The organism is Nocardia sp. NPDC052001, from assembly GCF_040680615.1.
Taxonomy (GTDB): Bacteria; Actinomycetota; Actinomycetes; order Mycobacteriales; family Mycobacteriaceae; genus Nocardia.
On sequence record NZ_JBFAXC010000004.1, the window covers coordinates 648,127 to 672,741 of the forward strand.

Sequence of the window (24,615 nt, forward strand, 5' to 3'; positions counted from 1 at the left end):
ATTGCGAACTATTCGTACACACACGCCGCATTGAAGATCATCCCGATCAACGACCAGTCCGGAGTTTCCGGCACTTCCAGGCCATTATTCGCAAAGAATCCAGGGCTGTCATTTATCCAATATGCCGCAGCTTTCATATAGGCAACCGCCGTGGCATTCTCAAGAGGCATAGCCCCACTCTCCACCCGTTCGACCAACGCGAGAATATGCCTAGCCAGCTCTTCCCTCGAATTTATCTGCGGAGTAAGAGACTCAGATTCCGTCATTTTCTTGACCACACTTCCTCTGTTTGCCGTACCAAAATAGATTCTCCACCCGTTTGCGTGGTAAATTTCCACGCCTCGCCCAGAGCTTCCTCAACTGTCGCCATCCTGAACGGTACCGTCATTCCAGCTTTCTGGAACGCAATTAGGCGACGATTGTCGAGTGTAAACAGATCACCGCCTCTTGCCACAAGTCTAATTGGTGGGAAGTCGGCAGGATTGAGCCAACCAGATCTTAGGCCAGAGGCGACATGTTCGATGGTCATGCCGTTCGAGAAATGAGAACTAGCCGTCTTCTGAGAGAACTTCACGAGTTCGGGCTCAATGCCGGGCCTGTACTGATTGCCGAAACCTGAACATCCCACCGGGACCAACCCGAGCGGATCCGTCCACGCGGTCGGGTTGTGAGGGTAAGCGTTCGGGTTGGGAGCCGGCGCGAGTCCGAGTGGGTCCTGTGTGAGGAATCGTCCGGTAACTGGGTCGTAAGTTCGGTGCAGGTTGTAGTACAAGCCGGTTTCTGGGTCATGGATCTGGCCAGGGAACCGGAGGGGCGTGTCGGCATTGCCGCGCCATGAGGTCGTCCCCCAAAGTTCGGTCGTTGCGGTGGAGACGATTTCGGCACTGTCAGGATCGACGAGCTCGACGGGTGTGCCGACCACATCAGAGATGATGGCGTAGAAGGCACGGTCTGCAGCCCGATCTGTGGTCTGTGTGATCGGAACCCGTGAGGTCGGCTGGTAGTGCCAGCGAGTAGTCGCACCGGCGGTAGCCTGCTCAACCAAATACGTCGAGTCCCAGGTGTAGTTGGCACGTTCGTCGACAGTGCCGTCGGAACTGACGCGTCGTTTGCTGGTGCGGCGTCCCAAGGCGTCGTAGGTGTAATGCCAACACTGACCGTCGGGGGTGGAAACGTCGGTGAGCTGGTCGAAAGCGTTGTAGTGAAAGTGCCAGATGTCCGGTTTGCGCGACAGGCGGGTTCGGGTTTTGCGGATCAGTCGACCGGCGGCGTCGTAGTGGTAGCGGGTTCGCCCGTCACGGATCAGGAGATTGTCACGGTATTCGCGGTTCCCGGAGGTGTGCGGATCTGTTGGAGCGGAGGAGGTGTCGGAGGTTGCGATACCGGCAGCCGCAGACTCGGGGGATGGAGTTCGACTGCTGAGGATATTGCTCAGTGGGTCGTAGGTGTATTGCTCTGCGACGGTGTCGTTTCGGGTGAGGGTTTCGACTCGTCCGAGGGGATCCAGGTCGTATCGGCGATCGGTAGGACCGGCATTCAAGTGGAGGGTCGTGTGGGCGGTGATGTATCCGTCTGGACGCCAGGAATATTTGTCACTGCGGAGGATGCGGGCGGGTTCGGGTCCGAGGTTGAGAAGCGCACCGGGGTTCGCGGAGACATCGTTGCGAATGACCAGTCCGGCGGGATCGTAGGCACGGTCTACCGCGAGTTCGCCTGTCTGCCAGCGGGTTAGGCGTCCGACGGCATCATGGGTGAAGGCGAGGTCGTGGCCGTCGGCGATCATGCCCGACGTGAGACCGAGGTGGTCGTAGTGCCAACGGGTTTCCGCTCCGGAAGGGAGGGTTCGGCCGACACGACGACCGAATCGGTCCAGGGTGAGGACCATTGGGTGTTGGTCGTCGAGTTGTTGCGTCGCGAGTTGCCCGGTCGGCGTGTGGCTGAATCGAAGGGTGTGGGTCGTGTTTGCGGCGTTGCCGTTTACCGCGGTCAGGAGACGCCCGGCGGGATCATGGGCGTAGTGGATCCAGTCGCCGGAATCGGCGGTGACGGCGGTCAGTCGGCCGAGGATGTCGTAGGTGTTGTGACGGGCGATGCCGGTCGCGGGTGTGACAGTGGCGGCTCGACCAGCAAGGTCGTAGGTGTAGCCGGTGGCCGCGCCGGTGTAGTCGGTCTCGGTTACCAGTTGTCCGGCAAGGTTGTAGGCGTAGCGCCAGGTTTGGCCATTGGGGTTGGTGACCGTTGTCGGGCGGAGTTCGGTGTCGTGGGTGTAGGCGGTGGTGGCACCGGCTGGGTCTGTGCGCGCGGCGAGGAGGTCGAAGGCTCCGTAGCGGTAGGTGGTGCGGCCGCCTGCGGGGTTGGTGTGGATGAGGATGTTGGCTTCGCCGTCGTACGTCCAGGATTCGGCGTTGCCGTTGGGGTCCGTTTGGCTCAGCGGTTTGCCGTCGGGGGTCCATGTGGCGATTGCGGTCGCGCCGAGAGGGTTGGTCGAGTGGATGACTCGGCCGAAAGCGTCACGGTTGAAACGGGTTTGGGCGCCAGAAGCGTCGATGATGAGGGTGGGGAGTCCTGCGGCGTCAACTTCGACGGTCGTCCTGGCGCCGGTAGGTTCGGTGATCGTGGCCACGGAACCGTTGGGGTGGTGTGTGTACTCGGTGCGGGCACCCAGCGGATCCACTTCGGCGCTGAGGTTGCCGATCGCGTCCCATTCACGTTGGCGCACAGTGCCGTCGACATCGACGATTCGAGTCGGGCGGTGATACGTCGGGTATTCGAGGGTGAGGGTCGCACCGTCGGGGCGAGTGATGCCGGAGACGTCGCCGTACGGCGTGTACGAGTAATGAGTCGTCGCACCGTCGGGAGCGATTACACGCAGCGGGTTGCGGTCGGTGTTGTAGTCGAAGCGGGTGTGGGCACCATCAGGGGTGACCAATTCGCGGAGGCGGAGGTCGGTGTCGAAGGTGCGGTGGGTTTGGGCGCCTTGGGAATTGGTGACCGTGGTGACGCTGGTGCCGTCGGGTTGAGTGGCGTAGGCGAAGGTGCAGCTCATCATGTCGGCGGTGCCGACTTGGCGGATGATGCGGCCTGCCGCGTCGTAGGTGTTGTGCATGCTGTTGGTGTTGGAGTCGGTCCAGGAGAGCATGCGGTGGGCGGGGTCGTAGGTGTAGTGGGTGGTGCCGTTGTGGCAGTTGGTTGCGGCGGTTAGTTCGCCTGCGGTGTAGGCGAAATGCTTTACGGGGATGGTGGTTCCGGCTTTGGTGTCGATTACGGCCAGGCTGGTGATGCGGCCGGAATCGGTGGTGACGCGGACTCGGTAGCCGCCGGAGTGGGTGATTTCGGTGGGGTTGCCGTCCGCGTCGTAGTGGAAGCGGATGTGGTTGTTGTGGCGGTCGGTGAAGGCGGTGAGGGCGAAATTGCCCAGGGCCGTGTCCAATCCGCCCATACTTGGGTCGGGGGCGAAGTGGAGGAAGACTTCGCGGTCGGGGTTCCAGATGCGGTAGCCGCCGGATTCGGTGCGGGTCAGGCTCCAGCGCAGTGCTGTTGAGTGTGGGGCGGTGGGCTGGTCGGTGACCGGGTGGGGGTAGGTGAGGACCAGGCCGTCTTCGCCGAGGAGGGTTACGGCATGGTCGGTGACCACCAGGCGGGTGTCGAGGGTGGCGGACCAGGAGGGGCCGAACCAGCGGCCCAGGCGGTAGTTGGAGCGGTGGCGGCGGACCAGGATCAGGGGGAGGACGCCGGGGAGTTCGAGATCTGTTTCGGGGACGAAAAATTCGCCGGTCGCCGCGTCTACCGGGTCTTGGCAGCCGTTGACGTCCTCGGCATTCTGGGTGTTCGCAACCTCCTGATTCGTGCCCTCGGAGAGCTGAGTGGCGTCGGACGCCGCGCGTTCAGCCGGTGAGTGCTCCTCGGGCTGGGACTCACGACCGGGGTGCTCGGCCGGAGGTTCACCGTTGTGCTCCGGCGCGGGCTTACCCTCGTGCTCGCCGTTCGGCTTACCCTCGTGCTCGGCGTTCGGCTTACCCTCACGCTCGGCGTTCGGCTTACCCTCACGCTCGGCGTTCGGCTTACCTTCATGCTCGGAAGTTGGCTTGCCGTCGTGCTCCGTCGCCGGTTTGCCACTATCGGTGTTGTCCCGGGGCGAATTCCGTTCCGGCTGTCCCGAATTCGGTTCCTTCCCGGAAGGATTCGGCTCATGGGTCGGCTCGAGGGGTTTGGCGACCTCATGTGCCACGGGACTTTGCTCGTGCGGACCCGCGCCGCGGCCGGTCTCCGCCGACGGGCGTTCGGCGGCCGGTCGTTCATGTTGTCCGGCAGCGAGATTCGTCGGCCGTTCCGCGCCGTTGCCGGACAGTCCGGCGCGGGCGGGTTCGGTCACCGGCCGCGGGCTGACTGCTGCCGGGAGCGTCACGACGTTCGGGTGTGACACCTGCGGGGCGGTCGGCGGCGGGAGCGTTGCGTGGGCTGCTCTGGTCGCCCGCGAGACCAGTGGGGGCGCGATCGACGGGTGCGGGGCGGCCATCGGTGGTGGCCTTGGCGGGGGAATCGGTTGTCGCCGCCCGCGATTCGACCGCGGCCGGTGTCTCGGTGTGCGGGCGGGCCGGGTTCGCGTCGGTGCCCGCCGGTGCCGATTCCGCGCGAACGTTGTTGAGTTCGTTGGCGTGTGAGCCACCGGCCAATTCCTTGCCGCCGGTGGCGGCGGGTTCGGCACCGGCCGGGTGCGTGGGTTGCACGCCCTCCGGATGTGGTTGTTGCGCTTCGGTTTTGATCTCGGGCTTGAGCCCGCTCGGTTCGGAAGCCTGCGGGCGCGGCGTACCGCCTTCGGCATTGAGTGCCTCACCGTGCGTGCGCCCGCCGCCACGAACCCCGTGTGCGGCCCCCATGCCGAATCCGGCCGCGAGCATCGACGGATCAAGTTTGGTATTGACCTTGCTCCAATCGAGCCCGCCGTTCGCGAGCTGACTGCCGACCTGCCAGCCGATATCCGTGCCGTACATGCCGAGACCACCCGCCAGCCCGGACAATCCGCCACCGAGGAAGCGCTGTGTGCCCAGACCCAGTGGGGTGTGGCCCAAGAGCGATGTCAGGCCGGGCTTCACGCCCGCCGCGACCGCGCCGCCGATCCCCCCATTCGAGCGCGGTACGGGCGGCCTGTGAGACATCGATGTTGTTCCGGTGACCGTCCAGCACCTGGTAGCCCTGAATACCGGTGTCGAGCGCCAACCCGGCACCACCGGCTTTCAAAGCCGTGATGCCGATTTCCTTGAGGTACGGCTTGATGATGTTGCGCAGCCCGGCCTTCGCCACCTGCGCCGCCAACTGTCGCGCACCCTGCTCCGCGGCCAGCGTGACGGCTTCACGTCCGGCCGCCAGCGCGACCGGCACCGCCGCGGATCCCCATGGCCAGGCCGCAATCAGGGAGATCACACTGTACGCCGTGATGGCGGCGAACGTCGCCTCCATGATCTTGGTGTATTCGACCTCGGTCCCGGCCTCGCGCGTCTTCTCGCCGAGATCCTCGAGCCCTTTGGCGAGGTTGTGCACCGATTCCGGGTTGTCGCCGAACAGCTTGGCGAATTCGGCCGCGACCTTGTCCGAGCCGTCGCCGATATAGAACTTCTGCGCGGAATCGGTGGCGGCCTTGATATCCGGGATCAATGCCTCGAGGTCGGCCGCCGCCTGTTTCCAGGCATCGCCGAGGGCCCACAGATCGTCTTCGTCCCCGTCGGGATACGCCATCCCGAAATTCAGCATGGTCAGGATCCACGGCGGAATCCATTCCCACATAGACGTCACTTTTGACATGAGCCCCCGCCCCCGAACCGAAAGTTATTGCAGGTCGGGCCGGTCGCATCAGCGACCGGCCCGATCAGGTTGTGCTACAGGGTATTCGACTCAGTAGCGGTAGTGCTCGGGCTTGTAGGGGCCTTCGACGTCCACGCCGATGTATTCGGCCTGGTCCTTGGTGAGCTTGGTCAGCGTGCCGCCGAGCGCCTCCACGTGGATGCGGGCGACCTTTTCGTCGAGGTGCTTGGGGAGGCGGTAGACCTCGTTGTCGTATTCCTCGGGCTTGGTCCAGAGTTCGATCTGGGCGATCACCTGGTTGGAGAAGGAGTTCGACATGACGAAGGAGGGGTGGCCGGTCGCGTTGCCGAGGTTCAGCAGGCGGCCTTCGGACAGGACGATGATGGCGCGGCCGGTGTCCTGGAACGTCCACAGGTCGACCTGGGGCTTGATGTTGAGGCGGTGTGCGCCCGAACGCTCCAGGGCGGCCATATCGATCTCGTTGTCGAAGTGGCCGATATTGCCCAGGATGGCCTGGCCCTTCATCGCCTTCATGTGATCGAGGGTGATGATGTCCTTGTTGCCGGTCGAGGTGACCACGATGTCGGCGTCGGCGATGGCCTGCTCGACGGTGACCACGTCGAAGCCGTCCATCAGCGCCTGCAGCGCGTTGATCGGGTCGATCTCGGTGACCTGGACGCGCGCGCCCTGGCCCTTCAAAGACTCCGCGCAGCCCTTGCCGACGTCGCCGTAACCGCAGATCAGCACCTTCTTGCCACCGATGAGAACGTCGGTGCCGCGGTTGATGCCGTCCACCAGCGAGTGCCGGGTGCCGTACTTGTTGTCGAACTTGGACTTGGTGACCGAGTCGTTGACGTTGATCGCCGGGAACGACAGCTCACCCGCGGCGGCGAACTGGTACAGCCGCAGCACGCCGGTGGTGGTCTCCTCGGTGACGCCCTTGACGCTGTCGGCGATCTTGCCCCACTTGCCCTTATCGGCTTCCAGGCTCGCGCGCAGCAGGTTCAGGAACACCTTGTATTCGTCGGAGTGCGTCTCGTCCTCGGGCGGAACGACTCCGGCCTTCTCGAACTGCGCGCCGCGCAGCACCAGCATGGTGGCGTCGCCGCCGTCGTCGAGGATCATATTGGCGGGCTCACCCGGCCAGGTGAGCATCTGCTCGGCGGCCCACCAGTACTCCTCGAGGGTCTCACCCTTCCACGCGAACACCGGGGTGCCCTTGGGCTCTTCCTCGGTGCCGTTGGGGCCCACCACGATCGCGGCGGCGGCGTGGTCCTGGGTGGAGAAGATATTGCAGGACGCCCAGCGAACCTCCGCGCCGAGCGCGACGAGGGTCTCGATCAGGACGGCGGTCTGCACGGTCATATGCAGCGAGCCGGAGATGCGCGCGCCGCGCAGCGGCTGCACATCGTGGTACTCGCGACGCAGGGCCATCAGACCCGGCATCTCGTGCTCGGCGAGCCGAATCTCCTTGCGGCCGAACTCGGCCAGCGACAGATCCGCCACCTTGAAGTCGATCCCGTTGCGGACGTCGGCGGTCATCATGCTGCTCACTGCGGTCGTCATCTGCCTCTCCTGGTCGGCCTGCTTCCCCTGGCAAGGCTAGTCGGTGCCCTGGGCGGGCGACACAACGACGGCAGGGTCACCGCCTTGAAGGGAGGTGACCCTGCCGTAGCCGGGGGTTATGCGCGATTCAGGCCGCGGCCGCCATATCGCCGCCGTGCTGGGCGAGGATGCGTTCGCGTTTGCGCGGCTGGATATTGGCCTGCCCGATATCCCCGCCGTAGTGCGCGAGTAATCGCGCGTCCATGACATGACGCCACAGCGGCGGGAACATGGCGAGCAGGATCATGGTGGCGTATCCGGCCGGTAGTTGCGGGGCCTCATCGGAGGTCCGCAAAGTCTGGTACCGCCGACCGGGATTCGCGTGGTGATCACTGTGCCGCTGCAGATGGAACAGGAAGATATTGGTGACCAGGCGGTCGCTGTTCCAGCTGTCCCGTGGCGAGCAGCGCGCCCAGTTGCCATTGGGTCGCCGTCGCCGCAGCAACCCGTAGTGCTCGACGTAATTGACGGTCTCCAGCAGTGCGATGCCGATGACCGCCTGCAACAGCAGATACGGCAGGATGCGCGGCCCGAACACCGCGAGCAGCACACCGAACAGCACCACCGTCATGGACCACGCCTGCAACACGTGGTTCTGAACACTCCACCAGCCCTTGCCCTTTCGCCGCAGCCGCGCGCGTTCCAGCGTGATGGCGGACCGGAATCCGCCGATCACGCTGCGCGGCAGGAACTCCCACAGCGTCTCCCCCATGCGCGCGCTGGCCGGATCGTCCGGTGTGGCGACGCGCACATGATGCCCGCGGTTGTGTTCGACGAAGAAATGCCCGTAGGCCGACTGCGCCAGCGCCAGTTTCGACAGCCAGCGCTCCAGCTTCTCCACCCGGTGCCCGAGTTCGTGCGCGGCATTGATACCGATACCGCTGACGAAGCCGAGCGTGGCGGCGAGCCCGAGTTTGTCGATGACGGACAGCTCGTCGCCGGCCCACATCACGGCCGCGATGACCAGGCCGACCAGTTGCACCGGCAGGAACAGATAGGTGCACCACCGGTAGTACCGGTCATTGCTGAGTAGTTCGTAATCCTCGTCGCGCGGATTGGTGCCGTCTTCCCCTACGACCCAATCCAGCACGGGTATGACAATCAGAACGATGATCGGTCCGATCCACCAGAACACCTCGGCTTTGGTGTGCAGCACCAGCTGTGAAGGCAACAAAGCACTCGCAGGGGCGATGAGCCCCAACACCCACAGGTGTCGTTTAGGGTCCGGCGAACCCGACCGTTTGCCGACCATTTGCACGTTTGCCCCGCTAATTAGATACCTCAGAACTTCGCAGGTAGATATGTACAGACTCTATCCCCGTTACAACACTGATTGGCCGCCAAAGGTGGCAACCGTTACACCATGGGCAGAACCCAGTCGGGCAACTGACCATGTGAGCGCAGTCACCGCACATCACAGGCAAACCGGTGGTGAACCGGAGCTCAGTGCAACCACACGTAGCGAACCTGTGGCCGCCCGGTGCGACCGTAGTCTGTTCGCCGTTCCACCACGCCGTCTTCGGCGAGACGTTCCAGGTATCGCCACGCGGTAACCCGCGAAACGCCGACGACTCGCCCAGCCTCACCCGCGGACACCCCCGAAGGCGCCGCGCGCACCGCCTTCGACACCTCCTCCATCGTCTGCGGCGCAATACCTTTCGGCGAGGTAGCCCGCTGATCCGGTGTGCGCAGCACCCCGAAGGCGCGGTCGATCTCCTGCTGTGAGATCGCGGCCTCGCCCGCGGGCAGTGCCGCGCGATAGTCGAGATAGCGCTCGAGCTTCTCCCGGAACGCCGAAAAGGTAAACGGTTTAAGGAGATACAGCACCACCCCGTGCGCGACGGCGGCGCGCACCATGGCGAGATCGCGCGCGGAGGTGACCGCGATGACGTCGGGACGCGGCCGCAGCCCCGCCAGCGCCGCCGCGACGGCCAGACCGCTCATATCCGGTAAACCGATATCCATCAGGACGAGGTCTATCGAATCGTCACCGCGCTGTGACCTTCCGGCGGCGGCGATGGCATCGCGCCCGGTGTGCGCGACCCCGGCAACCCGAAAACCGGGCAGTCGCTCCACATATGACTTATGCGCCTGTGCGATAGCCGGATCATCTTCCACGATAAGGACATTGATCATCGCCGACCGCCTTCGCCGACACTCGCGGATTCGTTCGCCGGCGGTGCGTGCAGCGAAAACCGTACTATGACAGCGGATTCCGGCTCCCGCCCGGCACGCAATTCCCCACCGTGCCGGGCCACCAAACGCCGCACCAGCGCCAATCCCAAACCGTGGTGGTCGGTTTTCGTGGAATAGCCACGTTCGGTCGCGCGGCTGAACAATTCCTCCGACATGCCCGGCCCGCTATCGGCAACCCGCACATACAGTTCGGTCTCATCCCGGCGTACGGTCACCTCCACCCAGGCGTCCTCGTCACGGCCGACCGCGTCCAGCGCGTTGTCGACGAGATTGCCCAGCAGCGTGACCATTTCGTGTGCGGTGAGCGGTTCGGTGGAGTCCAGCAGGGTGTCACCGGTGACCGTCAACTCCACCCCGTACTCCGCGGCCTGCTCCACCTTGCCCAGCAGCAGCGCCACCACGGCCGGTTCGGCGACCGCAGCGGCCAGTCGGTCGATGAGCGCCTGTGACAGTTCGAGTTCCGCCGTTGCGAACACCACCGCCTCCTTGGCTCGGCCCAGTTCGACCATGGTCACCACCGCGTGCAATCGGTTCGCGGCCTCGTGCGCCTGGGCACGCAGCGCGTCGGCGAAACCGCGCACCGAATTCAATTCCCCCATCACATCCCGCAATTCGGTGTGATCGCGGAGAGTGAGCACGGTGCCCGCGCGCCGCCCGTTCTGCTCCACCACATCCTGATTCACCACCAGCACCCGATCGGCGGTCACATGCATCTCATCGCGCACCACCCCGGATCCCAACCGTTGCAATGAGATCGGCAGATCCGTGCGGGCAACCGCACCGGGCGGTAATTCGAGCAGGCGGCGGGCCTCGTCGTTCACCACCTCGGCGCGTTCCCCGCTGCTGTCGAACACCAGCAGGCCCTCATGTATCGAATGCAACACGGCGTCGTGATGGTCGTAGAGTGCTCGCAGCTCGCCGGGGGCCAAGCCGACGGTTTGCCGTAACAGCCTGCGCCGCAACAGCAGTGCGCTCACCGTCGCCAGCAGCAGTCCGGCCGCGGCGACGATCAGGATCATCGGCAGCTGTTCGCGCACCTGCGCGCCGATATGGGTGCGGGTGACCCCGGCCGATACCAGCGCCACGATCCGGCCGTCCGCATCACGCACCGGCGTTACCGCGCGAATGGATGGACCCAGCGTGCCCGCGAACGTCTCGGTGAAGGTCTCCCCCGCCAGCGCGCGATCGATGGTGCCGCTGAACGGTTTTCCGATCCGCTCGGGATCGGTATGGGTGTACCGGGTGCGGTCCGGGGCCATCACCACGATGAAATCGACCTCGGTCTGTTTGCGGATGGCCTCGGTCACCGGTTGCAGCAGCACCGTCGGATCCGGAGTCCGCACGGCCGCGAGCGTGGCCGGGGACTGCGCCACCGCCACCGCGATATCGGTGACCCGATCGCGCGTGGCGTCATCCTGCGCCCGCCGGGTCTGGAGCACCACCAGCGCGGTCGCGACCCCGATGACCACGGCCAGCACCAGCAGCTGCACCACGAACACCTGCCCGGCGACCGTGCGCCCGCGCCTGGGCTCCGTTCTTCGACCGATCACTGCGCCTCCGTGAACAAAACTTACGAAACAGTGACCCGCGTCACTGTCCGGGGACATCATTCTTCACGCAGCGGCGTGAGCGGGCTCACACCCGCGGAAGATGGGGACCGAACAGTAATGAGTACGACGACACCGAACGACACCGGCGGGACGCCGGGCAACGCGACACCGAATACCGCGCCCAAGCGCGATCGGACGCACTGGCTGTACCTGGCCGTCATAGTGGCCGTGCTGGCGGGCATCCTGGTCGGCTGGCTGGCACCGGGATTCGGCAAGCAGGTCGGCGAACTCGGCACGCTGTTCGTGAACCTGATCAAGATGATGATCTCGCCGGTCATCTTCTGCACCATCGTGCTCGGCATCGGGTCGGTGCGGGCGGCCGCGAAGGTCGGCAAGGTCGGCGGTATGGCCCTCGGGTACTTCCTGATCATGTCGACGGTGGCCCTGGCGATCGGCCTGGTGGTCGGCAATCTGCTGCATCCGGGCAGCGGGCTCGATATCGCCGGGCACGCCAAGGAAACCGCCAAATACGTGAAGGACGCGCAGGGCGCGGGCGGCACCTGGGACTTCCTCAAGGACATCGTCCCCACCACGCTGGTGTCGTCGCTGACCGCCGGCAAGGTGCTGCAAACCCTGTTCGTGGCACTGCTGGTCGGCTTCGGCATCCAGGCCATGGGGACCACCGGCGAACCGCTGCTGCGCGGTATCGGACTGGTGCAGAAACTGGTGTTCCGGATTCTCACCATGATCCTGTGGCTGGCTCCCCTCGGCGCGTTCGGCGCGATCGCGAATGTGGTGGCGCGCACCGGATTGGACGCGGTGAAGGAGCTCGCGCTGCTCATGGTGGCGTTCTATCTCACCTGCGCCGTCTTCGTCTTCGGTGTGCTGGGCGTACTGCTGCGGGCGGCGGCCGGGGTGTCCATCTTCAAGCTGGTGCGCTACCTGGCCCGCGAATACCTGTTGATCGTGGCGACCTCCTCCTCGGAGTCCGCGCTGCCGCGATTGATCGCCAAGATGGAGCATCTGGGCGTGGAGCGCACCACCGTGGGTGTGGTTGTGCCGACCGGATATTCGTTCAATCTGGACGGCACCGCCATCTACCTGACCATGGCCACGCTGTTCGTCGCCGACGCCATGCACAAACCGCTGTCCTGGACCGAACAGCTCGGACTGCTGGTGTTCATGATCGTGGCGTCCAAGGGCGCGGCCGGGGTCACCGGCGCGGGCCTGGCCACCCTGGCGGGCGGTTTGCAGAGCCATCGCCCGGAACTGCTGGACGGAGTCGGCCTGATCGTCGGCATCGACCGGTTCATGTCGGAAGCCCGTGCGGTGACCAACTTCTCGGGCAACGCGGTCGCCACGGTGCTCATCGGCACCTGGACCAACACCATCGAACCGGCACGGGTGCGGGCGGTATTGGATCGGCAGCTGCCATTCGACGAGACCACCATGGTGGACGATCATCCCGCCGCCGCACCATCTTCGGAGAAGAGCCCGGTTCCGGTCTAGCTGCCCGCGTACGCGACCGGAACCATATCCGCTGCGGCGCAATGCCGTACCGCCGCAGCGCGGCAGTCCCGCACCCCGCCTCCGAACTCCGAACCGGAATCGACCCGGTTCGGAGGGCCGCGGGTGCGGGACTGCGTCGTCTCAGCCGAGCAGCCGGATCAGCTGAGCACGGCGTCCAGCGCGAGCGTGGCGGCGATGGCATTCGCCAATTCCGCGCCCTTCACGGTGAAATGCCGTGCGTAGTAGGTCAAATGCTCTTCGTGCTCATGGAAATGATGCGGGGTGAGCACCGCCGAGAACACCGGCACATCGGTGTCCAGCTGCACCCGCATGAGCGCGTCCACCACGGTCGAGGCCACGAAATCGTGCCGGTAGATACCGCCGTCGACGACCAGCGCGCACGCCGCGACCGCGGCATAGCGCCCGCTCTTGGCCAAACGCTGTGCCTGCAAAGGGATTTCGAAAGCGCCGGGCACCTCGATCACATCGATCTCGGTGTAGCCGCGATCGGCGAGCCCGATGCGGGCGGCCTCGACGGCATTGTCCACGATCTCCGAATGCCAGCGTGCGGCGATGATCGCGACCCGAGCGGAATCGGTAATGGGTGACATGAGTGTTCTCCTGTTCGCGTTGTCACCCAGGGCATGACGACGCGAACTCACCCGGCCGGACTGCGGCCGGGTAGGAACCGTCGCGTTCTCTTTCCTCCGGACTGTGACCGTCGGCTCCGGGCTCACACCGGAATCTGCTGACCCGCGCGATTCTCGCGAATCGCGCGGCGCTCGCGGGCTCATGCGCACCGGATAGGCCGGACGCCATGACCGCCGGTGGGGATTTCCACCCCGCCCTGAGAACGTCTTACGAATCCGGACTCTATGCGGTCCCCCGGCCGGAATCAACGCGAGGGGCCGCTGAGTGAGCGGCCGAACAGACCGGGCACCGCAGGTCGGCCACCGCGGGTACGACCACGCGGACGAGCGGAGCGATCCGGTCCACTCAGCGCAGCAGCACGTCCGCGTCGACGGGTAGTCCGTCCACCGGCCACCAGCGCAGGTCGGTGGATTCCGAACTGCGCACGGGCACAGCGCCTTCCGGGGCCTTGATCTTGAACAGCAGATCCAGGTGCCGGGTCGGCACGCCCAGTGAGCATTTGATCGGATGCGCCTGCGCGCCGTACAACCCGGGCTCCAGGGTCAGCCCCGCGATCCCGGATTCCTCGGTGGCCTCCCGGAACGCCGCCGCCGCGACCGTATCGTCCGATTCCTCGCAATGCCCGCCCAGCTGAATCCACCGCCCGACCCGGGGATGCAGCGTCAGCAGCACCTCGGACTCGTCATGCGAGAGCACGATCGCCGAGGCGGTGATATGCCCCGCCGCGTGCTCGCGCAGGCACCCGCGCGGCGCGGACCCCAGGAACGCCAGCATCGCCTCCCGCAGCGACTGCTCCGGACCCGTTGCCGGAGACCAGGTTTCGAGCAACTCCACCGCGGACTTGTGCAACGACTCCGCGCTCACAGTTCGACCAGCCCCATGCCCGGCTCGCGGGGATCGCGCGGCGCGAGCTCTTCCAGTGGGTAGCCAATGGCGATGGCCCCCAAGGGATTCCAGTCCGGAGCCAGACCGAGCACCTCGCGGGTGATCTCCGGGGCGAAGATGGTGGAGCCGATCCAGCAGCTGCCGATGCCCTTGGTGGCGAGCGAGACCAGCAGGCCCTGCACGGCCGCGCCGACCGCCACGTTGAACATGGTCGCCTCATTGGCGCGGCGGCGCTCATCCGGATAGTCGTGCGCGCCGTCGGGAACGCAGAACGGGATGATCACCTCGGGGGCGTCGAACAGGATGCGGCCCCGGGAAACTCGGCGTTCGGCACGCTCATCGGAGAGGCCGTCACCCTTCAGATCCGCATGCCATTTCTCGGCCATCGCCTCGAGCAGCTGATTGCGCAATCCACGCTTGCGGACCCACACGAACCGCACCGGGCGGGTGTGATGCGGAGCCGGAGCGGTGAGCGCCTCACCGACGGCGGCGCGGATCAACTCGGGTTCGACCGGGGTGTCGGCGAATTGGCGCACCGAACGGCGCATGAGCAACGCCTGACCGCGACCGAGGTCGATGGCCTCCTCGGTGCCGAGCCAGAACAGATCCTCGACCCCGCGCCGCAGCAGATCCGCCGCCGTCGACCCGTCGTCCACATAGTCCAGTCCGCGCACCACCGCGATCGGGACGCCGCCGAGCTTGCCCTTCACCAGATCCGCCGCGGCCGCCAGTTCATCGGCGATGGCGACGAGGGTGACGTGCAGTTCATTGCCCTGACCGTCGATCGCGCCGTCGTAGTCGTGCATGACGCGCAGTCCGGAAGATCCGATGGCAGCGTCGATTTGGCCGTTTCGCCAGGCTCGTCCCATGGTGTCGGTGATGACCACCGCGACCTGAATACCGAGCCGTTCGGCCAGCGCGGTGCGCAATGCCTTGGCGCTGGCGTCCGGATCGACCGGCAGCAGCACCAGTTCATTCCGCTCCACATTGGAGCCGTCGATACCCGAGGCGGCCTGCACGATGCCGAGCTTGTTCTCGGTGATGAGCGTGCGGTTCTTGCGCGCGACCACGCGCACCGCTTCCTGCCGCACCAGTTCGCGCCGCGCGGCATCGCGCTCGTCCGGATCGGTGGGCGCGGCCACGATGCGCCCCTCCACCTTGGAGATGATTTTGCTGGTCACCACCAGCACATCCCCGTCCCGCAGCCAACTCGCCTGCGCCGCAATATGTTCGGCGATGTCATCGCCGGGCCGGAACTCCGGCAGCCCCTCGATCGGCAGGATGCGCAACTCCCCGCCCGACGCGTGGTCCCCGAATTCGGGCAATCCCGTTGTCTCACTCATGGTTTCACCCCGGCGATGTCCAGGGCCTGGCGCACCATCTCCGCGGTGGCGGCCGGATCGGTCATGAGCAGGGGCACCGCGCGCACCTCCACGCCGGGGACGTCGGCGGTATCGGTGTCGTGGATGAGCCAGCCGTCGAGGATGCCGGTGCCGGTGCGCGCGCCGTAGTAGTTGCCGACCGCTTCGGCGGTGGTTTCCACGCCGATCACCGAGAGGCATTCATCGGCCATGCCGCGCAATGGTTTTCCGTCCACCACGGGTGAGAGGCCGATGACCTTGGCGTCGGTGGTGCGCAGCGCGCCGCGGATTCCGGGGACCGCGAGGATGGATCCGACACTCACCACGGGGTTCGAAGGGGCCAGCAGAATGACGTCCGCGGACTCTATGATTTCCGTCACACCGGGGGCCGGTTTTGCTTGATCCGCCCCAATAGTCACGAATCCATGGGTCTCTACGTTTGCCCGATAGCGGACCCACCACTCCTGGAAATGGATCGCGCGACGTTCGCCAGGGTTCTCCGGGTCGCCGATAACAACGTGCGTTTCGGACCGATCGTCGGTTGCGGGAAGCAGGCGCACACCCGGTTCCCAGCGTTTGCACAGGGCCTCGGTCACCGCCGATAGCGGATACCCCTGACGCAGCATTTCGGTGCGAATGAGATGGGTGGCGATATCGCGATCACCCAGTCCGAACCAATCGGGCTGAGCGTTGTATTTCGCCAGCTCCTCCTTGGCGTTCCAGGTCTCGTTCGCATGTCCCCAGCCGCGTTCCGGATCGATGCCGCCACCCAGCGTGTACATGCAGGTGTCCAGGTCAGGGCAGATGCGCAGGCCGTGCATCCAGACGTCATCGCCGACATTGACGATGGCAGTCACCTCGGCCCCGGGGACCAGCTCTCGCACGCCCATCAGGAACCGCGCGCCGCCCACTCCGCCGACCAATACCGCGATGCGCAGACCGGTTCCGGGTGCGGTGTCCGCTTGTTCTCGAGTCACATCCGCACAGCCTAAGCGTTTCGGGCCGGAAGAACCGTCACGGGATATTTGCTGTGAATTTGCTGTTTGATCTGCGGGAACCTTGCCGAACGGGGTCGCGGATGGTAACGGAATAGCTTCGGCGGCTTGACCACCGCCACGCCCGGCGTGTCTAATCACAGGCATGTCATTCCGGGTCCGTGCGAGAGCTCAAGGCGCGGACAGCATTTCGAACACGCGTTCGCATCATCGGAATGGCGAACAGCTCGGGGATGGCCGCGGGACTACGTCGCGGTGTTGGGCCGTCGGTGGGATCGGTTCCGGCGGATTAATCATTCTGCGCTAACACACAGTGAGGAGGCGGAGCGATGGCCGATGAGCTGGCCCCGTCAGAAATTCCAGGCGGTGTATCGCAAACCGATTCCACAGCTGGCGCAGCACCTGGCTTCTGCGCCGATGCTTGGAACGGAATCGAGGGGGGTGAACCGATGACGACGCGGCCGGGGGGCGGCCAATGGGCGAGAGCGCAATATCAGCCCGAACCGCCGCGCCTGAGCTTGATCGTCACGGGCAATGATGAAGCGTTCGACAGTTTTTCCCGCGGTGGCCGCCAGATGACCGAAGCGGAGCAGTGGCAGGAACGGGCGCTGTGCGCCCAGACCGATCCGGAGGCGTTCTTCCCCGAGAAGGGCGGTTCCACCCGCGAGGCCAAGCGCATCTGCTTGGGCTGCGAAGTTCGCGATGAATGCCTGGAATACGCCCTCGCCAATGATGAGCGGTTCGGCATCTGGGGCGGGCTTTCCGAGCGCGAGCGTCGTCGCTTGAAGCGCGGAATCATCTAAGTCGACCTTGCTGCGTACCCAGCGCAGCAAGTTTCAAGCTCCCCCGCCTCCCCGCGACTTCAGCGCCCGGGTAAGAGCCGTCAGCCGTACCATTCGCGTGCTGACGGCTAGGTGCGCAGCGAGTTCCGGGGGTGCCCCCGGAGTTACCCCGAACTCACGAAATCAGTTGTCGCGAGGGGTATCTCATTCTCCGGGTTCGGGGTCGATCACATCCGGGTCGACCCCGAGGTAGGTCGCGATCTGCTGGACGAGAACTTCGCGCAGCAGGTCCACCAGGTCGTCAGGGTCGCCCGCGCGTAGTTCCAAGGGTTTGCGGAACAAGACAACTCGGGCGCGGGTCGCCTGACCGTATCGGTCCACCCCTGCCGGGATGAGGCGCGACAGGGGCACCGGACCGTCGGCGACGACCTCATCCGGCCAGGTCACCGAATCCGGGTGCAGCGGGCGGATTTTCGGCACATCATCGACCGCGATATCGAGTTTGGTCAGCTGGTCGTGCCAGCGACTCTCCACGGGCGCGAACGCCTCCAGGACGAGCCGATCGAATTGCTGCCCGCGCGTGCGCCGCGCCGGAACCGTCGGCGGCAACATCGGCCCGCGCACACCCCGCCCGCGGCGGATCACCGAGCGCGCGGTCGGCGCCGGTCGTTTACGTGAACGGGTCATAACACTGAATCTAACCGCAATCCACCCTCGAGTTGGATTCGCCTCGGCGTCGCTCGCGCAACACCCGGCGAACCGGACATCGACCGGCCGAACCGGACATCTGCTCGAGTGAGGCCGACCTCATTGAGCGTGTCTATCCCCCTCGGCGCGCCCGGAGGGTTACCCTGCATGGCGTGATTCCCATGCGTCGTTGCTGCCGTCCAGGCTGCAAGAATCCGGCCGTTGCGACGCTGACCTATGTGTACTCGGACTCGATGGCAGTGGTCGGACCACTGGTCACCGTCGCCGAACCGCACTCCTGGGACCTCTGCGAGACACATGCCTCCCGCATCACCGCCCCCAAGGGCTGGGAACTGGTCAAGCATGAGGGCGGGTTCTCCTCCGGCACACCCGATGACGACGATCTGACCGCGCTGGCCGAGGCCGTGCGCGAGGCCGGATTGCGCCGCCGCACACCGGAACCCGACCCGCGCGGCTACACCGATTACCCGCCCGCCCAGCAGCGCCCGAATCGCACCGGCAGACGCGGGCATCTACGGGTACTCCCGGACCCGCCCAACTGAGCATCGAAGCTTCGCGGACATGCGCAGCAGCGCCGAATTCGATCCCAGAGCGACCTCTACTAATGTGGTCGGCATGACAGAGCCCCGCTCCGCCGAGTCCGTACATGCAGTCATCAAGGCATATGACGTACGCGGGGTCGTAGGTGAACAAATCGACGCGGCGTTCGTGCGTGACGTGGGCGGTTCCTTCGCCCGGCTGATGCGAGCCGAGGGCGCCGAGCGCGTGGTGATCGGCCACGATATGCGCGACTCCTCCCCCGAACTCTCCGCCGCCTTCGCCGACGGCGTGCTGGCGCAGGGCCTGGATGTGGTGCACATCGGGCTCGCCTCCACCGATGAGCTGTACTTCGCCTCCGGCCATCTGGAATGCCCGGGCGCGATGTTCACCGCGAGCCACAATCCGGCCAAGTACAACGGCATCAAGCTGTGCCGCGCCAAGGCGCTGCCGGTCGGGCAGGACACCGGCCTGGCGACCATCTCCGATGAGGTCATCTCGGGCGTACCGGAATTCGACGGCCCGCGCGGCACCGCGACCGAACAGGATCTGCTGTCCGCCTACGCCGAATTCCTGCACAAGCTGGTCGATCTGAGCGGTGCGCGCCCGCTGCGCATCGCGGTGGACGCCGGAAATGGCATGGGCGGCTTCACCGTTCCCGCCGTGCTGGGCACGCTGGCGCAGTTCACCATCGAACCGCTGTTCTTCGAACTCGACGGCAATTTCCCCAATCACGAAGCCAATCCCCTGGATCCGAAGAATCTGGTGGATCTGCAGGACTACGTCCGCAAGACCGGTTCCGATATCGGCCTGGCCTTCGACGGCGACGCCGACCGCTGTTTCGTGGTGGACGAGAAGGGCGATCCGGTCCCGCCGTCCGCGATCACCGCGCTGGTGGCCGAGCGCGAGCTCGCCAAGGAGCCGGGCGCGACCATCATCCACAACCTCATCACCTCGCAGGCCGTGCCCGAGCTGGTGAACGAGCTGGGCGGCAATCCGGTGCGCACCCGGGTGGGTCACTCGTTCATCAAGCAGCAGATGGCCTCCACCGGTGCGATCTTCGGCGGCGAGCATTCCGCGCACTACTACTTCCGCGATTTCTGGGGCGCCGACTCCGGCATGCTGGCGGCGCTGCACGTGCTGGCCGTGCTCGGTGAGAAGGATCGGCCGATGTCCGAGATCGCGTCCGCGTATGCGACGTATTCGTCCTCCGGAGAGATCAACTCGACGGTGGCCGACGCGAAGGAACGAACCACCGCGGTGCTCGAGGCGTTCGGTAAGCGAGCCAAGTCGGTGGACCGCCTGGACGGGGTCACCGTGCAACTCGCGGATAAGGCATGGTTCAACCTGCGGGCCTCGAATACCGAACCGCTGCTGCGGCTCAACGTCGAAGCCCGATCGCAGGAGGAAGTAGACCAACTCGTCACCGAGATCCTGGGCATCGTTCGCGCCTGACTGGAATAGTGGAATCACAGAGCTTGGATTCACCAGCGTCTGGTGACCCGATGAGGGGAGGTGGCAACGCCCGATGATCGCTGGGACACCTGTACTCGACCTCGATGACGTCGCCTCGCTGGAGGCGGCCGACACCGGGGGCACCTTGCGCTCTGCCGCATCCGGCGGTGCGCTGGTGCGAGCGACCGCGGCGGCACTGGCCGAGGACGCGCTCACCCGGTTGCGGGATCTGCGCCCGCGCAGTCTCGTCATGGTTTCCGGTAGTGGCCGAGCCGCGCGCGCGGCCGCCCTGCTGCTCGCCGCGCTCGGCGATCGCACCAGCATGCCGCTGGTCGCCGCCACCGCGATACCGCCCTGGGTCGGCCCGCTGGACGTGGTGCTGGTCGCCGGGGACGACGCGGGCGATCCGCGCCTGGCCGCCGCCGTGGACTTCGCGGTCCGCCGCGGTGCCGAAGTGGTGGTCGCCGCACCCGATGAGGGACCGCTGCGCGCCGCCGCGGCCGGGCGCGCCACCATGCTGCCGCCCCGGGTCCGGGTGCTCGACCACAATCGGCTGCTGCGCTATCTGGCGGTCGGGATGGCGGTGCTGGGCGCGATCGACCCCAATCGCACCGGCCCGAGCCTGCCCGAATTGAACGCGCTCGCCGATCTGCTCGACGCCGAGGCGCTGCGCGACGGACCGCAGCACGAGGCGTTCCACAATCCGGCCAAAACCCTGGCCACCCGCATGCAGCAGCGCAAGCGCATGGTGCTCGTGGGTGATTCGCCCGCCGCGACCGTGCTCGCCGCGCATGCCTCCGAGGTGCTGCTGGCCGGCGCCGGGCAGATCACCGCCGCGGTCACCCTCGCCGAAGCCGTTGCCGCACACGGTCGTCTGGTGCAGGCGGCGGGGACGGCCGCACCGGATTTCGATCCGCTCTTCCACGATGCCGAACTGGACGGCCCGGCTCCGGTGGAGCAGGTGCGGCTGTTCGTGCTCAGCGCCGATCCGGATCAATCCACGGCCCGGCGGCGGCTGGCGATCTTCGGCTCCGATGCCGGACTGGTCGACGCCGAACTGGTGAACCTGGACGCCGAGACCGTCGGCGGGACCGAACCTGAACAGACGGGCGCACCCGCCCAGCCGCTGCCCGGGGCGCGCGGTGAACTGGAACAGCTTGCGGTGCTCGCACTTCGGCTGGAAATGGCCGCCGCGTACCTACGACTACTCGGCGTCAGCCCGGCCTCGAATCCGGGTCGCTATGACGGGGGAAACTACTAGTGCACGAACTCGCTGGTGCGCTGCGATCTTATGCATGGGGTTCGCGCACCGCGCTCGCTCAGCTGTGCGGGCGACCGGTTCCATCCGCACATCCGGAAGCCGAACTCTGGTTCGGCGCGCATCCCGCCGATCCCGCACAGGTGCGGATCAACGGGCACACCCGATCCCTGCTCGAAGTGGTCAGCGCCGACCCGCAACACGAACTCGGCGCTGTCGCGGGCGAATTCGGCGGCCGACTGCCCTTCCTGCTGAAGATCCTCGCCGCCGAGGAACCGCTCTCGCTCCAGGCGCATCCGAGCCTGGAACAGGCGCGGCAGGGCTTCGCCCGGGAGAACCACACCGGGGTGCCGATCGACTCGCCGATGCGCAACTACCGCGACGAGAACCACAAACCCGAGCTCGTGGTGGCGCTGGAACGCTTCGAGGCGCTGGCCGGATTCCGGGAACCGCGCAAGACCGTGCGGCTGCTCAACGCGCTCGATGTGCCCGAACTCAACTCGTACGCCGAGCTGCTTGCCGCCCAACCCGATTCGGCCGGGCTGCGCACGCTGTTCACCACCTGGATCGCGCTGCCGCAGGCCGCGCTGAGCACCCTGCTGCCCAAGGTGCTGGACGGGTGCGTGCGCTATCTGTCCGAGCGCGATGCCGGAAGCAACGGCACGCGTAAGGAATTCACCGCCGAGGTGCGCACCGCGCTCGAACTCGCCGAGGCGTATCCGGGCGATGCGGGGACGCTCGCCGCGCTGCTGCTCAATCGCGTCACGCTGGAACCCGGTGAGGGCCTGTTCCTCGCGGCCGGGAACCTGCACGCGTATCTGCGCGGCGTCGGCGTGGAGATCATGGCCAATTCCGACAATGTGCTGCGCGGCGGGCTCACGCCCAAGCACGTGGATGTGCCGGAGCTGTTGCGGGTGCTGGACTTCGAACCCCTGGACCTGCCGATCATCGAGGCGGAGGAACTGGGCGACGGGGTTTTCCAGTACCACACGCCCGCACCGGAATTCGCGCTCAGCCGGTACGAGCTCGGGGCGGACGGCGACGCGGTGGTCATCCCGCACACCGCCGGTCCCGGTATCGCGCTGTGCACGCACGGCACCATCGCGTTCTCACAGGGCCGTGACGAACTGCGGGTCGAATGCGGGCACGCGGCCTGGATATCGGCCGCGGACGGCGCTATTCGGGCACGCGCGATAGACGGTCCCGCGCAACTGTTCTGCGCGACCGTCGACGAGGACTGAACGCCCTTTCGTCTTCCCGGCCGCGAACATGCCGGGTCGACGGTTGTGGTGCGTCGCCCGGAGCGGCATAGGGTGCATGGCGGGCGGTGTGGATCGGTAGGCTGTCCCCTCGAGTGTTTTTGCGACAAAACGGACATGGGTTCGGGAAGGAACGGCACATTGTCTGCGGGTGGCGGTAAGAAGGCGATCCTGGCGGCGCTCAGCGCCAATGCCGGAATCGCGGTGGCGAAGTTCATCGGCGCGGCGATCACCGGATCGGCATCGATGCTGGCCGAGGCCGTGCACTCGGTGGCCGACACCTCGAACCAGGGGCTGCTGCTGCTCGGGCAGCGGCGCGCCGAACAGCAGGCCGATCAACTGCACCCGTTCGGCTACGGGCGCAACCGCTACTTCTACTCGTTCATCGTCGCGCTGGTGATCTTCGCGCTCGGCTCGGTGTACGCCATCTACGAGGGCATCCACAAGATCCAGCATCCCGAGGAACTGACCAACCCACTCGTCGCGATCGTCATCCTCGGCATCGCCATCGCGCTGGAGAGCTACAGCTTCGTCACCGCCATGCGAGAGTCCAAGCCGCTCAAGGGCGATGCCAGCTGGTGGCGGTTCATCCGCAACTCGCGCAATCCGGAACTGCCCGTGGTGCTGCTGGAGGATTCCGGCGCGCTCATCGGTCTGATCCTGGCGTTCGTGGCCATCAGCCTGACCGTGATCACCGATGAACCGGTATGGGACGGCATCGGCACGCTGTCCATCGGCATCCTGCTCGGCATCATCGCGGTCATTCTCATCATCGAGATGCAGAGTCTGCTCATCGGCGAGGGCGCGACACCCGAAGAGGATCGCGCCATCCGGGCGAACCTGGTGGACGACAGCAGCATCAACAAGGTGATCCACCTGCGCACCCAGTACCTGGGGCCGGAGGAGATGCTGGTCGCGGCCAAGGTGTCCATCGTGCCGGGGCTGGAGATCGCCGATATCGCCGCCGCCATCGACGCCGCCGAGGCCCGGGTGCGCGAGGCCGTTCCGGCCGCGCGGGTGATCTACCTGGAGCCGGATCTGTATCGGACACAACCGGTTCAGAGCTGAGCCCGCCCGGTTCCGAAACGTCCGATCCGCGTGTAGAGCCGGTGCGCGGGCCCGCACGTCGGTAGCGTGGAACCATGGCTTCCGGCAGCAGGCAAGCGGTTCTCGCGGCATTCGCGGCGGACGTCGGCATCACCATCGCGAAATTCATCGGCGCGGCCATCACCGGATCCGGATCCATGCTGGCCGAGGCGGCACACTCCACGGCCGACAGTGCCAATCAGGGGCTGCTGCTGATCGGACGCAAACGCGCCGAACAGGAACCGGATCAATTGCACCCCTTCGGATATGGGCGCAATCGCTACTTCTACGCCTTCGTGGTGGCGCTGGTGATCTTCAGCGTCGGATCGCTGTACTCCATCGAGGAGGGCATCAACAAGATCTGGCATCAGGAAGAGCTGACCGATGTCGGTATCGCGCTCGCCATCCTGGTGGTGGCGATGGGGCTGGAGTCCTACAGTCTGCTCACCGCGACCCGCGCGTCCTCACCGCTGAAGGGGCGCAATAGCTGGTGGCGATTCATCCGCACCACCCGCAATCCCGAACTGCCCGTGGTGCTCCTGGAGGATTCGGGCGCGCTCATCGGCCTGGTACTGGCGTTCGCGGGCGTGGGGCTGACCGCGCTCACCGGAAACCCGCTGTGGGACGGTATCGGCACCATCGCCATCGGCGTGCTGCTCGGCTGTATCGCGGTGGTACTCATCATCGAGATGCAGAGCCTGCTCATCGGTGAGGGCGCGACACCCGATGAGGAGCGGCGCATCCGCACCGCCCTGGTGGACGGCGGCGGCGCGGTGACCGGCGTGCTCAATCTCAAGACGCAGTACCTCGCGCCCAATGATCTGCTGGTCGCGGCCAAGGTGTCGATGACCTCCGGACTGGACATCAATGCCGCCGCACTCGCCCTCGACGACGCGGAAGCGCGTGTGCGCGAAGCGGTTCCGGCCGCCGGGAACATCTACCTGGAACCGGATCTGCACCGCACCGAACAGCGCTGAAC

At 65.9% G+C, this 24,615-nt stretch carries 21 protein-coding genes and 1 riboswitch; of the genes, 8 read left to right on the forward strand and 13 right to left on the reverse strand.

The window, feature by feature from the left end; translation table 11 throughout:
* Positions 1-8: 8 nt before the first annotated feature.
* The 8 genes from AB0L82_RS23095 to AB0L82_RS23130 all read right to left on the reverse strand — a co-directional run bounded on the left by AB0L82_RS23095 (position 9) and on the right by AB0L82_RS23130 (position 11,150).
* Positions 9-278 (reverse strand): hypothetical protein, encoded by a 270-nt coding sequence (locus AB0L82_RS23095; protein ID WP_364639644.1) that lies wholly within the window; start codon positions 276-278, stop codon positions 9-11.
* Positions 263-4,372 carry an RHS repeat-associated core domain-containing protein gene (locus AB0L82_RS23100; RefSeq protein WP_364639647.1) on the reverse strand — a complete coding sequence of 1,370 codons (4,110 nt, stop codon included), beginning with the start codon at positions 4,370-4,372 and terminating at the stop codon, positions 263-265. The genes AB0L82_RS23095 and AB0L82_RS23100 overlap by 16 nt, the downstream gene beginning before the upstream one ends.
* A complete protein-coding gene (locus tag AB0L82_RS23105; RefSeq protein ID WP_364639650.1) occupies positions 4,296-4,991 on the reverse strand; it encodes a hypothetical protein in 696 nt (231 codons plus the stop codon). The genes AB0L82_RS23100 and AB0L82_RS23105 overlap by 77 nt, the downstream gene beginning before the upstream one ends.
* Positions 4,906-5,781, reverse strand: a complete 876-nt coding sequence (locus AB0L82_RS23110) for a hypothetical protein (RefSeq protein ID WP_364639653.1) — start codon at positions 5,779-5,781, stop codon at positions 4,906-4,908. The genes AB0L82_RS23105 and AB0L82_RS23110 overlap by 86 nt, the downstream gene beginning before the upstream one ends.
* A gap of 108 nt (positions 5,782-5,889) precedes the next feature.
* A complete protein-coding gene (ahcY, locus tag AB0L82_RS23115) occupies positions 5,890-7,365 on the reverse strand; it encodes an adenosylhomocysteinase (RefSeq protein ID WP_364639656.1) in 1,476 nt (491 codons plus the stop codon).
* Positions 7,366-7,492: 127 nt separating this feature from the next.
* Entirely contained in the window at positions 7,493-8,656 is a 1,164-nt protein-coding gene (locus AB0L82_RS23120) for an alkane 1-monooxygenase (protein ID WP_364639659.1), read from the reverse strand.
* 191 nt (positions 8,657-8,847) lie between these two features.
* Complete coding sequence (locus AB0L82_RS23125; RefSeq protein ID WP_364639662.1) at positions 8,848-9,540, reverse strand: response regulator; 693 nt, start codon at positions 9,538-9,540, stop codon at positions 8,848-8,850.
* Positions 9,537-11,150: a sensor histidine kinase gene (locus tag AB0L82_RS23130; protein WP_364639664.1), complete on the reverse strand. Its 1,614-nt coding sequence runs from the start codon at positions 11,148-11,150 to the stop codon at positions 9,537-9,539. Before AB0L82_RS23130 ends, AB0L82_RS23125 begins: the two co-directional genes overlap by 4 nt.
* Positions 11,151-11,267: 117 nt before the next feature.
* On the opposite strand from AB0L82_RS23130, the gene AB0L82_RS23135 reads away from it, so the two are divergent.
* Positions 11,268-12,659 (forward strand): cation:dicarboxylase symporter family transporter, encoded by a 1,392-nt coding sequence (locus AB0L82_RS23135; RefSeq protein ID WP_364639667.1) that lies wholly within the window; start codon positions 11,268-11,270, stop codon positions 12,657-12,659.
* A gap of 158 nt (positions 12,660-12,817) precedes the next feature.
* On the opposite strand, the gene AB0L82_RS23140 is transcribed toward AB0L82_RS23135, so the two are convergent.
* From AB0L82_RS23140 to cofD, 4 genes are all read right to left on the reverse strand, one after another.
* A complete protein-coding gene (locus AB0L82_RS23140; protein ID WP_364639670.1) occupies positions 12,818-13,270 on the reverse strand; it encodes a 6,7-dimethyl-8-ribityllumazine synthase in 453 nt (150 codons plus the stop codon).
* Positions 13,271-13,350: 80 nt separating this feature from the next.
* Positions 13,351-13,518: riboswitch (FMN riboswitch) on the reverse strand.
* Positions 13,519-13,655: 137 nt separating this feature from the next.
* The gene (locus tag AB0L82_RS23145; protein WP_364639673.1) at positions 13,656-14,174 is read right to left on the reverse strand and encodes an NUDIX domain-containing protein; all 519 of its coding nucleotides are present in this window, start codon (positions 14,172-14,174) and stop codon (positions 13,656-13,658) included.
* Complete coding sequence (locus AB0L82_RS23150) at positions 14,171-15,538, reverse strand: coenzyme F420-0:L-glutamate ligase (protein WP_364639687.1); 1,368 nt, start codon at positions 15,536-15,538, stop codon at positions 14,171-14,173. The genes AB0L82_RS23145 and AB0L82_RS23150 overlap by 4 nt, the downstream gene beginning before the upstream one ends.
* Positions 15,535-16,494 carry a 2-phospho-L-lactate transferase gene (gene cofD / locus AB0L82_RS23155; protein ID WP_364640476.1) on the reverse strand — a complete coding sequence of 320 codons (960 nt, stop codon included), beginning with the start codon at positions 16,492-16,494 and terminating at the stop codon, positions 15,535-15,537. The genes AB0L82_RS23150 and cofD overlap by 4 nt, the downstream gene beginning before the upstream one ends.
* Positions 16,495-17,126: 632 nt before the next feature.
* On the opposite strand from cofD, the gene AB0L82_RS23160 reads away from it, so the two are divergent.
* Positions 17,127-17,354 (forward strand): WhiB family transcriptional regulator, encoded by a 228-nt coding sequence (locus AB0L82_RS23160; protein WP_033089244.1) that lies wholly within the window; start codon positions 17,127-17,129, stop codon positions 17,352-17,354.
* Between the two features lie 183 nt (positions 17,355-17,537).
* On the opposite strand, the gene AB0L82_RS23165 is transcribed toward AB0L82_RS23160, so the two are convergent.
* On the reverse strand, positions 17,538-18,020 hold the full coding sequence (locus tag AB0L82_RS23165; protein ID WP_364639707.1) for a metallopeptidase family protein: 483 nt from the start codon (positions 18,018-18,020) through the stop codon (positions 17,538-17,540).
* A gap of 173 nt (positions 18,021-18,193) precedes the next feature.
* Between AB0L82_RS23165 and AB0L82_RS23170 the strand changes: the two genes are divergently transcribed.
* The 6 genes from AB0L82_RS23170 (at position 18,194) to AB0L82_RS23195 (ending at position 24,613) form a co-directional block, all read left to right on the forward strand.
* Positions 18,194-18,583, forward strand: coding sequence for a DUF3499 domain-containing protein (locus AB0L82_RS23170; RefSeq protein WP_364639710.1), 390 nt, complete (start codon positions 18,194-18,196; stop codon positions 18,581-18,583).
* A gap of 73 nt (positions 18,584-18,656) precedes the next feature.
* Complete coding sequence (locus AB0L82_RS23175) at positions 18,657-20,033, forward strand: phosphomannomutase/phosphoglucomutase (RefSeq protein ID WP_364639713.1); 1,377 nt, start codon at positions 18,657-18,659, stop codon at positions 20,031-20,033.
* A gap of 73 nt (positions 20,034-20,106) precedes the next feature.
* Positions 20,107-21,294 (forward strand): tobH protein, encoded by a 1,188-nt coding sequence (locus tag AB0L82_RS23180; protein ID WP_364639716.1) that lies wholly within the window; start codon positions 20,107-20,109, stop codon positions 21,292-21,294.
* A complete protein-coding gene (gene manA / locus AB0L82_RS23185; protein WP_364639719.1) occupies positions 21,294-22,532 on the forward strand; it encodes a mannose-6-phosphate isomerase, class I in 1,239 nt (412 codons plus the stop codon). Before AB0L82_RS23180 ends, manA begins: the two co-directional genes overlap by 1 nt.
* A 159-nt stretch (positions 22,533-22,691) precedes the next feature.
* Complete coding sequence (locus AB0L82_RS23190) at positions 22,692-23,618, forward strand: cation diffusion facilitator family transporter (protein WP_364639722.1); 927 nt, start codon at positions 22,692-22,694, stop codon at positions 23,616-23,618.
* 74 nt (positions 23,619-23,692) lie between these two features.
* Entirely contained in the window at positions 23,693-24,613 is a 921-nt protein-coding gene (locus AB0L82_RS23195) for a cation diffusion facilitator family transporter (RefSeq protein WP_364639725.1), read from the forward strand.
* Positions 24,614-24,615 lie beyond the last annotated feature (2 nt).

Coding starts and splice junctions, on each gene's coding strand:
- AB0L82_RS23105 (WP_364639650.1), bottom strand. CDS start 4,991: ATGTACGGCACGGATATCGGCTGGCAGGTCGGCAGTCAGCTCGCGAAC.
- AB0L82_RS23110 (WP_364639653.1), bottom strand. CDS start 5,781: ATGTGGGAATGGATTCCGCCGTGGATCCTGACCATGCTGAATTTCGGG.
- ahcY (WP_364639656.1), bottom strand. CDS start 7,365: ATGACGACCGCAGTGAGCAGCATGATGACCGCCGACGTCCGCAACGGG.
- AB0L82_RS23120 (WP_364639659.1), bottom strand. CDS start 8,656: ATGGTCGGCAAACGGTCGGGTTCGCCGGACCCTAAACGACACCTGTGG.
- AB0L82_RS23125 (WP_364639662.1), bottom strand. CDS start 9,540: ATGATCAATGTCCTTATCGTGGAAGATGATCCGGCTATCGCACAGGCG.
- AB0L82_RS23135 (WP_364639667.1), top strand. CDS start 11,268: ATGAGTACGACGACACCGAACGACACCGGCGGGACGCCGGGCAACGCG.
- AB0L82_RS23140 (WP_364639670.1), bottom strand. CDS start 13,270: ATGTCACCCATTACCGATTCCGCTCGGGTCGCGATCATCGCCGCACGC.
- AB0L82_RS23150 (WP_364639687.1), bottom strand. CDS start 15,538: ATGAGTGAGACAACGGGATTGCCCGAATTCGGGGACCACGCGTCGGGC.
- AB0L82_RS23160 (WP_033089244.1), top strand. CDS start 17,127: ATGACCGAAGCGGAGCAGTGGCAGGAACGGGCGCTGTGCGCCCAGACC.
- AB0L82_RS23165 (WP_364639707.1), bottom strand. CDS start 18,020: ATGACCCGTTCACGTAAACGACCGGCGCCGACCGCGCGCTCGGTGATC.
- AB0L82_RS23175 (WP_364639713.1), top strand. CDS start 18,657: ATGACAGAGCCCCGCTCCGCCGAGTCCGTACATGCAGTCATCAAGGCA.
- AB0L82_RS23180 (WP_364639716.1), top strand. CDS start 20,107: ATGATCGCTGGGACACCTGTACTCGACCTCGATGACGTCGCCTCGCTG.
- AB0L82_RS23195 (WP_364639725.1), top strand. CDS start 23,693: ATGGCTTCCGGCAGCAGGCAAGCGGTTCTCGCGGCATTCGCGGCGGAC.